Source organism: Halioglobus japonicus (genome assembly GCF_001983995.1).
GTDB classification, from domain to species: domain Bacteria; phylum Pseudomonadota; class Gammaproteobacteria; order Pseudomonadales; family Halieaceae; genus Halioglobus; species Halioglobus japonicus.
In genome coordinates, this window is the sequence record NZ_CP019450.1 from 1,890,905 (window position 1) to 1,903,770 (window position 12,866).

At 56.2% G+C, this 12,866-nt stretch carries 12 protein-coding genes, 1 tRNA gene and 1 pseudogene; 7 read left to right on the plus strand and 7 right to left on the minus strand.

Features of this window, described 5'->3' with window-relative positions; all coding sequences use genetic code 11:
* Positions 1-7 precede the first annotated feature (7 nt).
* A complete protein-coding gene (gene greB, locus BST95_RS08880) occupies positions 8-508 on the minus strand; it encodes a transcription elongation factor GreB (RefSeq protein WP_084198963.1) in 501 nt (166 codons plus the stop codon).
* A gap of 89 nt (positions 509-597) precedes the next feature.
* Between greB and BST95_RS08885 the strand changes: the two genes are divergently transcribed.
* The 7 genes and pseudogenes from BST95_RS08885 (at position 598) to BST95_RS08915 (ending at position 6,702) form a co-directional block, all read left to right on the plus strand.
* Complete coding sequence (locus tag BST95_RS08885) at positions 598-1,422, plus strand: M23 family metallopeptidase (RefSeq protein WP_229801663.1); 825 nt, start codon at positions 598-600, stop codon at positions 1,420-1,422.
* A gap of 59 nt (positions 1,423-1,481) precedes the next feature.
* Positions 1,482-1,667, plus strand: coding sequence for a Trm112 family protein (locus BST95_RS08890; protein WP_084198964.1), 186 nt, complete (start codon positions 1,482-1,484; stop codon positions 1,665-1,667).
* Between the two features lie 3 nt (positions 1,668-1,670).
* Positions 1,671-2,018, plus strand: coding sequence for a histidine triad nucleotide-binding protein (locus BST95_RS08895; RefSeq protein ID WP_084198965.1), 348 nt, complete (start codon positions 1,671-1,673; stop codon positions 2,016-2,018).
* 33 nt (positions 2,019-2,051) lie between these two features.
* Positions 2,052-4,651: pseudogene (gene alaS / locus BST95_RS08900) on the plus strand (alanine--tRNA ligase).
* Positions 4,652-4,863: 212 nt separating this feature from the next.
* A complete protein-coding gene (locus BST95_RS08905; RefSeq protein WP_066058371.1) occupies positions 4,864-6,105 on the plus strand; it encodes an aspartate kinase in 1,242 nt (413 codons plus the stop codon).
* 184 nt (positions 6,106-6,289) lie between these two features.
* Positions 6,290-6,487 carry a carbon storage regulator CsrA gene (gene csrA / locus BST95_RS08910; protein ID WP_084198966.1) on the plus strand — a complete coding sequence of 66 codons (198 nt, stop codon included), beginning with the start codon at positions 6,290-6,292 and terminating at the stop codon, positions 6,485-6,487.
* 124 nt (positions 6,488-6,611) lie between these two features.
* Positions 6,612-6,702 (plus strand) — tRNA-Ser (locus BST95_RS08915).
* Between the two features lie 32 nt (positions 6,703-6,734).
* On the opposite strand, the gene BST95_RS08920 is transcribed toward BST95_RS08915, so the two are convergent.
* The 6 genes from BST95_RS08920 to BST95_RS08945 form a co-directional block, all read right to left on the minus strand.
* Positions 6,735-7,904: a tyrosine-type recombinase/integrase gene (locus tag BST95_RS08920; RefSeq protein WP_084198967.1), complete on the minus strand. Its 1,170-nt coding sequence runs from the start codon at positions 7,902-7,904 to the stop codon at positions 6,735-6,737.
* Positions 7,905-9,086: 1,182 nt separating this feature from the next.
* The gene (locus BST95_RS08925) at positions 9,087-10,748 is read right to left on the minus strand and encodes a DEAD/DEAH box helicase (RefSeq protein WP_084198968.1); all 1,662 of its coding nucleotides are present in this window, start codon (positions 10,746-10,748) and stop codon (positions 9,087-9,089) included.
* Positions 10,745-10,942, minus strand: a complete 198-nt coding sequence (locus BST95_RS21330; protein ID WP_084198969.1) for an HNH endonuclease — start codon at positions 10,940-10,942, stop codon at positions 10,745-10,747. The genes BST95_RS08925 and BST95_RS21330 overlap by 4 nt, the downstream gene beginning before the upstream one ends.
* Entirely contained in the window at positions 10,939-11,211 is a 273-nt protein-coding gene (locus BST95_RS08935; protein WP_084198970.1) for a helix-turn-helix domain-containing protein, read from the minus strand. Before BST95_RS08935 ends, BST95_RS21330 begins: the two co-directional genes overlap by 4 nt.
* A gap of 9 nt (positions 11,212-11,220) precedes the next feature.
* A complete protein-coding gene (locus tag BST95_RS08940; protein ID WP_084198971.1) occupies positions 11,221-11,526 on the minus strand; it encodes a hypothetical protein in 306 nt (101 codons plus the stop codon).
* A gap of 89 nt (positions 11,527-11,615) precedes the next feature.
* Entirely contained in the window at positions 11,616-12,581 is a 966-nt protein-coding gene (locus tag BST95_RS08945) for an ARPP-1 family domain-containing protein (protein ID WP_146004193.1), read from the minus strand.
* Between the last annotated feature and the right edge of the window lie 285 nt (positions 12,582-12,866).

Genomic DNA, 12,866 nt, shown 5'->3' on the forward strand with positions numbered 1-12,866 from the left:
GAAAAATCTAGGTTGAGTAATCGATGCCGGTGACGTAGTACACCTGCTCTCCCGAGGGGCTGGCGACCACGACTTCGTCGTCGATGGCTTTGCCGAGCAGGGCCCGCGCCATGGGCGAATCCATGCTCAGCTTGTATTCTCGAAGGTTGAATTCATCGGGCCCGACAATGCGCCAGCGTTTTTCCTCGCCCTGTTCATCCTCGAGCGTCACCCAGGCACCGAAGCGCACTTTGCTGGTGTCTGCTGGTGGCCGGTCCACGACCTCCAGTTCGTCGAGGCGCTTGTTCAGAAAGCGTACCCGCGAGTCGATCTCCCGCAGGCGGCGCTTGCCGTAGATGTAATCGCCATTCTCGGAACGGTCGCCATTTTTGGCAGCCTCGTGCACGGCGCTGGTCACCTGGGGGCGCTCCACCTTCCACAGCTGATGCACTTCCTCGCGTAGGGCGGCTTCTCCCTCTGGCGTAATGTATTTGGAACCGCGTTTGCGCGGCGGTCTGTATCGTCCCATGGGTGCATCATAAAAGGGGGATGGCCCCTTTTCCATGCCTGCGGTTGTGGTTAAATGGCGGTGTCTGAATCTGAGAGGTGGCTGCCCCCGTGTTGACTCGTGTTATCGCTACTTGCGCTGTGCTCTGCGCGCCCCTGAATGTGCTCGCCGCTTGCCCTGACCTCGAGGGCAACCTGATACAGGGTGGGTTGGTGTACGGTGAAGTGGCGCCGGGGAGTCAGGTAACCCTTGATGGCGACGCTTTAACGGTGCTTGAAGACGGCACTTTTTTTGCCGGTTTCGGGCGTGACAATGCCGCTACGGCCGAATTGGTGATCACCGGCGACTCACCCTGTACCCAGACATTGAATATCGCCAGCCGCGAGTATCGAATCTCGCGGGTGGAGGGGGTGCCGCAGAAAACCGTGACTCCCTCGGAAGAACACCTGGCTCGTATCCGGCGCGAACGAGCCCTGGTCAGCGCGGCCAAGCGCCAGCGCCTGGATCGCGAGGACTTGCTCCTCGGGGCGTTGGCAGGTTTTGAGTGGCCTGCGACAGGCCGAATCTCCGGCGTGTATGGCAGCCAGCGTTTTTACAATGGCAAGCCGGGCAATCCGCACTATGGCGTGGATGTGGCAGTGCCCACCGGTACCCCGGTTTATGCGCCAACTGCGGGCGTGGTCACATTGGCCGAGGATGATTTGTTCTATTCAGGCGGGACGGTGATTCTCGATCACGGCTTTGGGTTGTCATCGTCGTTCCTGCATATGAGCAAGATTCACGTGGAGGTGGGCCAGGAGCTCAAAACCGGCGACCTGCTCGGTGAAGTCGGCGCGACCGGCCGGGCCACGGGCCCGCACCTGGATTGGCGGATGAGCTGGCGTAACCAGCGGGTCGACCCGCAGCTACTGGTGCCGCCAATGCCGGAGCAGTAGCCCCTGCCTGGCAAAAACCCGTATAATGCCGCTCCCGTTTTGTACCCCGCGAGAGCGTAATGATCGATAAAAAACTCCTCAGCATCCTGGTGTGTCCCGTCAGTAAGGCACCTCTGGAATATGATCAGGAAAAAAACGAATTGGTTTGCAAGGCCTCTGGCATGGCATATCCCGTGCGCGATGGCATTCCGGTCATGCTCGAATCCGAGGCACGCCAGCTCAGCGCCGACGAGAAACTGGCCTGAGCCATGACAGATACGATTTTTGGCAAAATTATTGCTGGTGAGATCCCCTCGGAGTTTATTTACGAGGACGAGCACTGCATCGCTATTAACGATATAGCGCCGCAGGCGCCGGTGCACGTTCTGGTAATTCCGAAGAAAGCCATTCCCCGCCTGGTGGATGCTGAGGCGGACGACCAGGCCCTGCTGGGACATCTGATGCTCGCCGCTGGCAAAGTGGCAAAGCAACTGGGCGTGGAAGAGGCGTTCCGCCTGATCGTGAACAACGGAGAGGGCGCCGGCCAGACCGTCTTCCACCTGCATCTGCATATCATTGCCGGGCGAACTTTCGCTGAAGGGCAAATGGCGGGCTGAGGCCTGTTTCATCACACAATCGAGACACACAACATGAAGACCGTAGAGATACGCGAAGCTTTTCTGGAATACTTTGAGCAGCAGGGTCACACCCGGGTGCCTTCCAGCTCCCTGGTGCCGGCCAATGACCCCACCTTGCTGTTCACCAATGCGGGCATGAACCAGTTCAAGGACACGTTCCTGGGCGCCGATCCGCGCCCCTATGTGCGTGCAACCTCCAGTCAGCGCTGTGTGCGTGCCGGCGGCAAGCACAATGATCTCGAAAATGTGGGTTATACCGCGCGTCACCATACCTTCTTCGAGATGTTGGGCAATTTCAGCTTCGGCGATTACTTCAAGCAGGATGCGATCAAGTTTGCCTGGGAATTCCTGACGGGCACCCTGGGCCTGCCCCCGGAAAAGCTGTGGGTGACCTGCCACGTTTCCGACGACGAAGCGGAAGAGATCTGGGTGAACGAGATCGGCTTCCCGCGCGAGCGTATTTCGCGCCTCGATGAAGACAATTTCTGGCAAATGGGTGACACCGGTCCCTGTGGGCCCTGCTCGGAAATCTTCTATGACCACGGTGAAGATGTGCCGGGTGGCCCTCCGGGTTCACCTGACGACGACCTGGATCGCTATATTGAGATCTGGAACCTGGTGTTCATGCAGTTCAATCGCGATGCCAGCGGCGAGATGCATCCGCTGCCTGCGCCTTCGGTGGATACCGGTATGGGGCTGGAGCGTATTGCGGCGGTGATGCAGCAAGTCCACAGCAACTATGAGATCGACCTTTTTCAGGCCCTGATCGGTGCCGCAGCCAAGCTGCTCAATGTGCAGGACCTCGAGGAAAAGTCACTGCGCGTAATTGCCGACCATATCCGCTCATGCGCATTCCTGATTGCCGACGGCGTGCTGCCGGGCAACGAAGGCAGGGGCTATGTGCTGCGTCGGATTATTCGCCGCGCGGTTCGTCACGGCAACAAACTTGGCGCTACAGAACCGTTCTTCCACAAGCTGGTGACCACTCTCGCTGAACAAATGGGTGGCGCTTATCCTGAATTGGTGAAGTTGCAGGGCCAGATCGATAAAGCCCTGCTGACCGAGGAAGAGCAATTTGCCAAAACCCTCGACAATGGCATGCAGATACTCGAGGAGGCCCTTGCTGGACTGGAGGGCAAGGAAATCCCGGGCGACGTGGTATTCAAACTCTACGACACCTACGGATTCCCGGTTGACCTGACCAATGATATTGCCCGCGAGCGCGATCTCGGCCTGGATATGGCAGGTTATGACGCCGCCATGGCCGCACAACGGGCGCGTTCCCAGGAAGGCGGCAGCTTCAAGGTGGATTACAACGACGTCCTCAAACTCGAGGGCCAGACGGAGTTTACCGGCTACGAGTGCACCGAGGGCGAGGGCACGGTGACCGCGCTGCTCAAAGACGGTGCCGAAGTCGACAGCCTGGGCACAGATGACGAAGGTGTGGTCGTGCTCTCCAGTACCCCTTTTTACGGTGAGTCGGGGGCCAGGTGGGCGATACCGGGTTCCTGAGTGCCCAGGGTGTGAAACTGGAAGTTACCGATACGACCAAGGCCTCAGACCAACACCTACACCATGTGAAATTGCTGGCCGGTTCCGTGAGCAAAGGCGATACGCTGCAAGCCGAGATTGACAACGGTCTGCGCCAGCGCACCCGTTTGAACCATTCTGCGACGCATTTGTTGCACGCTGCCCTGCGCAAGGTGCTGGGTGACCACGTGCAGCAGAAGGGCTCTTTGGTGGACTCGGAGCGGCTGCGCTTTGATTTCTCCCACTTTGAAGGCGTTACCGCCGACGAACTCAAGCAGATCGAGACGTTGGTGAACGACCAGATTCGCGCCAATACCGAGGTATCTACTCGCCTGATGTCCATGGACGAGGCGGTTGAGGCCGGTGCAATGGCGTTGTTTGGGGAGAAATACGGCGATGAAGTCCGTGTGCTTGCTATGGGTGAAGACAACTTCTCGGTAGAACTGTGTGGCGGTACCCACGCGGCCCGCACTGGCGATATTGGCCTGATGCGGCTTACCGCCGAATCAGGTGTTGCCGCGGGCGTGCGTCGTATTGAGGGGGTAACAGGTGTGGGTGCAATGGCTTATATCGATGCTGCCGAAGCACGCCTGGACGCGGTATGTGATGTCGTGAAGGGAACCATCGACAATGTCGCCGAAAAGGTGGCGGGCCTGCGCGCGGATAACCGCGAGTTGGAGAAAGAAATCGCCCGTCTGAAGCAGAAGCTCGCAACCGGTGCCGGTACCGACCTGACGGCGGGTGCCGTAGACGTGCAGGGTATCAAAGTGCTGGCGGCGAATGTCGATGGCGCTGATGCTAAATCACTGCGCGACACCCTCGATCAGGTAAAGAACAAAATGGGCTCTGGTGTCATCCTGCTAGCCGCCGTAAATGACGGTAAAGTGGCGCTGGCTGCCGGTGTGACCAAGGACCTGACCGACAAGGTGAAAGCCGGCGACCTGATGCGCGAATTTGCCGGTCGCCTCGGCGGTAAAGGCGGCGGTCGTCCCGATATGGCCCAGGGCGGCGGTACCGATGCCGCGGCGTTGCCGGGTGCGCTGGAAGCGGTCCCTGCGTGGGTTGAGTCCCAACTTTCCTGAGGCAGATTCCAGCCCGAATATCGCCCGGCCCGACGTTTTGTCTGCCGGGCGCTAACGCTCCCTGTGGCCCGTTGGTCATAGCCCCAACAAATTCCCATTATTCTCCTCTCCGGATCGGTTTAATTCTTCACCGATCTGGTGTTTAATAGCGCCCCTTTTTATCTTGCCAAAATCGGCTGAAATGCCCGTTGTGTGGGCCTTTGCGAGCAGTAATGAGCTTAATCGTACAGAAGTTTGGCGGTACTTCCGTGGGAAGTATCGAGCGTATTGAACAGGTCGCTGACAAGGTGCAGAAATTTCGCGCCGATGGCCACAGCGTGGTCGTGGTGGTATCTGCGATGTCCGGCGAGACCAATCGCCTGATCGGCCTGGCCCAGGAAATCCAGGATCGCCCCGTACCGCGGGAGATGGATGTGCTGGTGTCCACCGGCGAGCAGGTGACCACGGCGCTGCTCTCCATGGCGTTAGACAAGCGCGGCGTCAAGGCCAAGAGCTACAACGGCAGCCAGGTACGCATTCTCACCGACGACGCCCATACCAAGGCCCGTATCCGCGAGATTGACGACGCGCGCCTGCACGCTGATCTGGACGATGGCTTTGTTATAGTTGTGGCGGGATTCCAGGGCGTGGACGAGCTGGGCAATATCACCACCCTCGGCCGCGGCGGTTCAGATACCACGGCAGTGGCGCTGGCCGCCGCCCTCAAAGCCGACGAGTGCCAGATCTATACCGACGTTGATGGCGTATATACCACCGACCCTCGTGTGGTGGATGGGGCCCGCCGTCTGGACAAAATTACGTTCGAAGAAATGTTGGAAATGGCCAGCATGGGCTCCAAGGTGCTGCAGATTCGCGCTGTGGAATTCGCCGGAAAATACAATGTACCCCTGCGGGTATTGCACAGTTTCCAGGAAGGTCCTGGAACGTTGATCACACTTGAGGAAGATGACGAGATGGAAACGCCTACAATTGCCGGTATTGCCTTTAACCGCGACGAGGCCAAGCTCACGATTCTGGGTGTGCCTGATATGCCTGGCGTCGCTCACCGCATTCTCGGTCCGATAGGCGAGGCCAACATCGAGGTGGACGTGATTGTCCAGAACGTTGCGGAAGACGGTACCACCGACTTTACCTTCACCGTGGGCCGCAATGATCTGCCCCGGGCGGAAGAGGTGCTCACGGCGGTTGCCAACGAGATTAAGGCTCGCGAGGTTCGTGCTGATAGTAAGATCGCAAAGGTATCCGTGGTAGGTGTGGGCATGCGTTCACACGCCGGTGTGGCAAGCCAGATGTTTGCGGCGTTAGCCGAGGTTGGTATCAATATCCAGATGATCACGACGTCTGAGATTAAGATCTCCGTGATTATCGAAGAGAAGTTTCTCGAACTGGCGGTGCGCGCACTGCACTCCTCGTTCGGGCTGGACGGGGAACCAAAGGATGAAACTGTGGCCTAAGTCACAGTGCTGTCGCCTTTTAATGTAGGCATATGAAACAAGGTTTTTTGTACTGGTAAAGAATTAGCGGCAAACTACACTTACACATACTCGAACTAAATCGCAGGGATCCGATCCGCGTCGGGAATGCGAACTGCCACAAAACAGGCGTAAGTCCATGGCAGCTAGGAGACTGGAGAAATATATGCTGATACTCACCCGCAGAGTAGGCGAGTCACTGATGGTAGGGGACGAAATTACCGTCACCGTGCTCGGCGTTAAAGGCAATCAGGTGCGCATAGGCGTTAACGCGCCCCGCGAAGTTGCCGTTCACCGCGAAGAAATCTACGCGCGCATCCAGGACGATGAAAAACGTCACAAGAGTGCCAACAGTAGCGAATAATTCGCACCTCAAAGGCTCTCTATAGCTTTGATTTTCCAATAGTTGTGGTATGATGCCGCGCCTGTGTCAGACAGTCAGTCCGACATAGAGAAAAACGTTTTCAGTTCTGTCTGAACGTACCCCCGGAGAGCTGGCCGAGTGGCTGAAGGCGCACCCCTGCTAAGGGTGTATAGGCTTATCCCCTATCGAGGGTTCGAATCCCTCGCTCTCCGCCATATTTTCAGTGTGAAAACAACGCACTGGAATCCTACCCCCGGCCACTGTGTGGTATTTGTGTGGCACCGGGGGTAGTAGATTCAAACCTACTCCAGTCCCTGTCGGTGCGATACTCCTCGATAAACTCGGAATACCTCTTCAGGAACATGTCGGTCGAATGGCCAAGCTGATTGGCGGCTTCAGCCGGATTGGCTCCCTGTGACAGAAGTTCTGCAGCCCTGGTGTGTCGGCAGGTATAGGGCACGCGATATGCCAAGCCAGCCCTCTTGTGCGCTTCTCTCCACATCTGGTTGAGCTTTCCTCGATATTTGAGTGGCTGTCCATTGATTCCCAGAAATAGAGGGCCCGCCTTTCGCAGTGATTTCAGTGACTCTAGATAGGGCCTGACCCAGGTAGGGACATATACTGATCGCTCTTCTCCAGTTTTGGTGTGGTCCTTCTCGACAGATTCTGAGCGCTGTTTCCAGATGCGCACAAATTGACCATCGTAATCCTCGCAGTCTATGCCTAGGTTTTCACCAGGTCGTGTGCCCAGCGCGAACATAAAGCGAAAGTAGTAAGAGGCTTGGTGTGACCAGAAGGCGTTGGACAGACTTGTAGGGGTGCGCTCCTGTCTAGCAGCGACTGCGTATTCATCTTTCATCCGATCAAGTTGTGAGATTAGTTGGTGCCGCTCATCTGGGCGATACCGTAGTACTTTTTTACTCTCCCTTTTCCTCTGTGCTCGGGACCACGTGATCCCTGCCGCTGGGTTCGGGTCTATGCCGGCTTGGGTGAATGCACCCCGCAGTGGCACCAATCGATTCTTCTGGGTTTTTATGCCTACACCCATTCTGGCGAGCTGTTTCTTGATGTCGGAAGTCTGAATGTCTGTGATCGGCCAGTTGCCAAACTTTGGTATCCAGTGCTGATTGAGGAACTTGCGGTAGTCATGCATTTGCTTTTTACCCACTTGGACAGATTGCAAGTACTCTTCAGCGACTTCGCAGAATAGACGCGGTGCCCCCACCTTGCCTTCGATAAGTGGCAGACCTAGTCTGTATCTAGCTCTCTTATCTTCAAGTTTCTTGGCCGCCGCTCTGACGTGAACGGGATCTTGCGGATCGCAACGAATGAACTCCCGCCATACTCGATGCTTACCCTTCCAGATAGTGATCTCAAGGCCAGTCCCCCTTGATCTTATTCCTCTTGGCAAATCCATTCGTCCACCTTCAATGTGTTAATCAGAGTAGTTCTGCCGATGACTTTGTAGTGTTTGCCTCTTGTCCAATGCCTACACATCCAGCCCTCGATGGTCCCTACTGAAACTTGTAATCTTTCTGCGTAGCCCTTTTTGCTGATCCAAGGATCTGGTGAGCTATTGGTGTCCTGTGGCTTCATAAAATCACCTGTTACAGCCATTTTTTTGCAGTTCACTAGTGGCAGTTCCCCGCAAAGTGAATTCATAGTGTCAACCCAAATTTTCGAAAGACCAAGGTAAACTTACAGATTCCAATCGATTGCCGAAAAACGCATTTATCCCTATTTTTAAAGCTTAAAATTGAGGTTGGGAACTGCCGGAAAACGCATTATTCGAAGTTGTGGCTGCCGAAAAACGCATTCGAAAAAATGAAATGCCGGAAATCGCATTTGTTCGAAGTGCATCTGTGCGGTGGTTCGCGATTTGTTCCCGGGATCTAAAGATCCTCCTCCCAAGTCGTGACTAGAAATTGGCGGAACCGTCTAGCTAGACTCCTCAAGTTCTTTGGATGATCATCTGAGCTGCAACTTGTCGCAATCCACTGCCTGGCTATATGAACATTCCGTTGGCAGCTGGAGTCGCCGAGTTTGCCAATCAGTTCTTGGCCGTACGGGTCGATGTTCACCGCGAGGCAAAGATGCTTTGCTTCTCTCAACTCGAGACTTTTTCGTTGCTCTTCCTGTAGGGCTGTCTTTATAGCGTCCTTGGTCCCAAGTCGACTTGGTTTCGTAAACGATGTGTTGCTCATGCCAGAACGATCCTCTGATGTACGTTGTGTTTAAAAACCTACAGAAGAATTCCGCACCCCGCTTGATGTTGGGAAATAAGTTAGTTCTGGTCGTTTGACCTCATTGGGATTGGGATGTAACGCTCTGCATGTCTTGGGATGTAACGGAGTAGGCATTGGGATGTAACGTGGTAAATCTTGGGATGTAACACCCCCAGCGGTTGGGATGTAACATGGGGAGTAGACCAGATTTCTATCGGTATTAAAGTAATACATTAAGATCGGCTGGTTCGGCGTAAGCGGGCCACACCAAAGAGGTTTCGATTACTCCAATAGTCATTGGCCTTGCGGAAGAGAGATTAGGTTGTACGGGGTGAGAGCTCGAGCATAACGCCCCGCACAAGGTTTGAGCTGGATTAATTTGCTTCCAGTATGGTGCGCAACCGCGCCCAGCTCTCATCAGGCAACGTCTGAATGATTTTGACAAGCCTCTGGTCGCCACTCCTGAGGATCCGGCCGCGGACAACTGGTGCAATCTCCTCAGCGCTCTGGACCTCCTCTTCCTCGATGTCGATTCCGCGAACGATCGCGCCCGTTCGGAGTGCCTCATCCAGGGTTAGATTAAAAGCCTGCTCGAACGAAGAGCCGCAGGCGTGGCAGTTCTTGGCTGCCATAGGGTTGAGTGCACCGCAGTCGCCACATGGCTTCAGGCGTTCTGGAGCCTTTGGAAACTCGTGTCCGCAGACCGGGCAGGCTGCTGCCCCTAGCTCGCACTCATGCCCACATTCCTTGCAAACCTTGTGCTTGGGGGTGTCTCCACCCTTGCGGGCTGCCGGTGACATCTCCTCTTCAACCCGTCTTGCGAAGTCCTCGAAGAGTTGGAAGGAGGGCATCACAACGTAAGCCCGGGTGTCATCGTCAATACCCATTGTCCTGACCACTCGACCCACTGCCTGGCGGAATGCCAGCTCAGTCAGTGCGTTAGGCAAGTAGAGCAGCACTCGCAAACGCTTGATGTCCACGCCCTCTGACACCATGGCTACTGACACAAGCCAGCGCTTATCCGTATTTCGGAAGGCACGGATCTTGGCGTTGGGGTTCGGCATCTGGCTGTGCACCAGAATGGGCCTCTCGCCCTCAATGCGCTCGAGCAGCTCGACCATATACTCGGCCATCTGGATATTGGGGGCGATTATCAGGCCTCCAGCCTCGGGCATGCGATGACGAAGCTCAGAGAGCTTGTTGCTGCCCCAGTCGATCATGGTCGCCTGGTAGCCGTCCTGTAGGGGCGTTACCTGGTCCTTTTCGTACTGCGGTGTTTTGGCCAGCCTGTAGAAGTCCAGGGCCTTCTGCAGCCCGTGAACGCGCTTCAGCTCGGGCGGCAGCTCTGCCTTCTCGTGCCCTGAGACTTTCACCTCCTGCCCGTCGAGGTCGACTGTGAATTTGCCCTCATGGCGGTGAAAAGTAACGGGGCGACAGTACCCCAGATCCACGGCTTCGCCGTAGGTGAGGGTATAGGTGCCGTCCTCTGGGTGGTCAATGGCACCTGCATCGTCATAAGCGAGCCATACAGACTCTGCTCCGTCTGATCGAATGGGGGTGCCAGTGAGCACCAGAACATAGCGACCGTCTGCGAATGCGCCATCCGCACCGCGGCCCCATGCGGCCTCTACCGCAGCGTGGTGGTGCTCATCACAGATCACCAGGGTTTTGTTGGCGCGGCACACCGCCTGCAGCTCTGGAAGTAGATCCTGAATGGCCGCCCAGGTGGCACAGACATCTACGGAGAGGCCTTCAATATCGCCATCTGCTGCAGTGACCTTGGCCATATGGCGACCGGTGACGAATCGGAAGTCATCGGCCCACTGATTGACGACCTCTGATCTTGGCGCGATCACGATTACCCGTTCGATCTCGCCCATCTGCATGAGCGTCTCAGCGATAGCGCAGGACGCAAGGGTCTTACCTGCACCCGGTGCTGCATTGATGAGGAAGTGACGATCCTCGCCACGAGCAACCAACCAATCGATGGCCTTGTTGTGGGCCTCTCGTTGCCAATTACGCAGTTTAATCTTCATTTCGCACCCTTCCGTAGATTGCAGGTCGCACACAGCGCCTGCCCGTTGTCTGTTGTTGTGGTGCCGCCCTTCGAGTAGGCCACCACGTGATCCGCATGAAATTGTTGATCCAGGGGTTTCTCGCAGCTGCTGCACTTACCCCCGGCAATCCACGCCAGAATCTGCCTCTGACGCTTGCTGAATCGCCTGTTCATCGGCTCAGCCAGTATTCGGTCAAGGTCACTTCCTTAACCGGAAGATTCCGCGGAGGCTCCAGCGTCGCGGACTCGTTGATCCTTCTCAGTGCGGCCACGAACGGCACGCGTTTCGACTTGATGACGTAGCCGTCTCGACGCATATCCGAAATCACCTTGGTCAGGCTGGGTACCCCGAAGAGAACGATGCATTCGAGTTGCGTGATGGGGTGGCCCGCCAGGAGGTGTTCTTTCACCCCCAGCACCAGTTGAGTTCTGCTGTTTGACATAGCTCCTCCTTATGCCGCCATAGAAAGCGTGTGTTCCAGGAGCGTCTCCTGGGATATGTGGGGTCCGAAGTCATCCTCGGACGCGTACTCCTGGCTCACGATCCGCCAGCTCCAGCGCTCCATCACCTCATCCACTGGGAGTTCGGAAAATGGCGTGCGCCCATGAAATACCGTTTTGGGCGACGGGCTGATGGAGTCATCCGCTGCATCTGCAATCAGTGATGCGCACTCAAGCAGCTCGTGAGTGGGAATTTCGCCACCGTATACACGCTGGAGTTCCGCGTAGATCTGGCGAACTTTCTTAGGCTTGTTCATGCTCGTTCTCCCCTGCATCGGTGTCGTTGAAATTCAGTAGTGCGGCGTCCTTGCCGCGGCCCTATCGGGTGTTCCCCTTCAGAGCCTCGTTAGAGGCTCCGCCTGCGCTTGCGGCCCGGGCGATAGCCCGAGGGTGCTTGTTCAGTCACAAACCCCGACAAGTGGACGAGCCGGCCCTCCACGGCCAGCGCTGCCGAGGCCAGATGGCCTGAGAGAAGGCGATGATCCTGGCCCATGCCGATGGAGTCGTACCGCTCCCATTGCCCGCCTTCGATGACTTCCAGGAAGCGCAGCGCCTCCGAGAGCGAGGCCCTCTGGCGATCGACTGGGGCAGACTCAAGTGCGTCTATGGCGTAACTCTTGATGAGCTTGCCGTTCAAGTTGGCGTAGGTAGTGGCCTTGTCGAACAGGTCCATTCCGACAAGCCTGCCGTGCAGGAAATAGAAGGCGCCTACTTGGCGAGTCTCGGGCTCTAACTCACCCACATACTCCTCAAGCGTAGGGGCAGCATCCTGATACATGTCTGCCATAGCAGAGGTATTCGACTCGGAATCCATTACCGAGAATTTGCGGTCGATTTCTGACCAAACTTCACCCTGGTCGCTGCGCCGAGAGCCTGACTGCCGCATTGAGCGGCTCACAGAGGCCATTTTTTTGGCCCGACCGCGAGCGAAGTGGGTCCGGTCTGTGCGCTCAAAGTTGTCAGAGCGGTAGGACCAGCGGCCCGACTCTACACATGAGACGGGTATGACCGTTGTGGTCATGGCGGGCACGAGCAGCGTGAGATTCACCACCCGGTTCTGCTTCGCGCCTACCAACTCCTCGCCGTCGAGCAGGAGTACGGGGCTATCCAGTTTGTTCTCGAGCTTGAGCTCGGGAACGCTACCGGAGTCACTGGTCTCAGTGATTTCGATACCGGATGCGTCAAATGCCTGGTCGAGAGTCAGGTAGCTGAGGTCAGATTCCTGCGCAGAATCAAAGATTGGCGCGATCGCCAGTCCCCGGAATTCCTTCGGCCGTCCGAACATGAGATGCTTGGGAAGTGGTGCTGTCATTTTGCCTCCAGAGCGAAAGTATTGTCGTCGTATCACCTATTGCAGTTGGCGTGCCAAGTTTTGATTGGGGGTGGCGAATAATTTTTAAGTTGTTGAAATATATAGATATAAAAATTTTTCGGGGTGATTTCCGTGTTTGCCGAAAGTCTGCCTCGGCACCAAGTGCATAAAATAAATTCTCAATAAGAAAAATATTTGCTAAATTTATATGCAGAGAGGCGAGCGGCGGTTTGGCGAGTCCCGTTGCCGGTAAGAGGAGCTGGGTAAATGACAAAAGAAGTGCTT

What these genes read in the sequence shown, in the direction of transcription:
- BST95_RS08935 (WP_084198970.1), bottom strand. Translation starts at nt 11,211, where the DNA reads ATGTCAAACAGCAGAACTCAACTGGTGCTGGGGGTGAAAGAACACCTC.
- BST95_RS08890 (WP_084198964.1), top strand. Translation starts at nt 1,482, where the DNA reads ATGATCGATAAAAAACTCCTCAGCATCCTGGTGTGTCCCGTCAGTAAG.
- BST95_RS08940 (WP_084198971.1), bottom strand. Translation starts at nt 11,526, where the DNA reads ATGAACAAGCCTAAGAAAGTTCGCCAGATCTACGCGGAACTCCAGCGT.
- BST95_RS08905 (WP_066058371.1), top strand. Translation starts at nt 4,864, where the DNA reads ATGAGCTTAATCGTACAGAAGTTTGGCGGTACTTCCGTGGGAAGTATC.
- BST95_RS08925 (WP_084198968.1), bottom strand. Translation starts at nt 10,748, where the DNA reads ATGAAGATTAAACTGCGTAATTGGCAACGAGAGGCCCACAACAAGGCC.
- greB (WP_084198963.1), bottom strand. Translation starts at nt 508, where the DNA reads ATGGGACGATACAGACCGCCGCGCAAACGCGGTTCCAAATACATTACG.
- BST95_RS08920 (WP_084198967.1), bottom strand. Translation starts at nt 7,904, where the DNA reads ATGGATTTGCCAAGAGGAATAAGATCAAGGGGGACTGGCCTTGAGATC.
- csrA (WP_084198966.1), top strand. Translation starts at nt 6,290, where the DNA reads ATGCTGATACTCACCCGCAGAGTAGGCGAGTCACTGATGGTAGGGGAC.
- BST95_RS08945 (WP_146004193.1), bottom strand. Translation starts at nt 12,581, where the DNA reads ATGACAGCACCACTTCCCAAGCATCTCATGTTCGGACGGCCGAAGGAA.
- BST95_RS21330 (WP_084198969.1), bottom strand. Translation starts at nt 10,942, where the DNA reads ATGAACAGGCGATTCAGCAAGCGTCAGAGGCAGATTCTGGCGTGGATT.
- BST95_RS08895 (WP_084198965.1), top strand. Translation starts at nt 1,671, where the DNA reads ATGACAGATACGATTTTTGGCAAAATTATTGCTGGTGAGATCCCCTCG.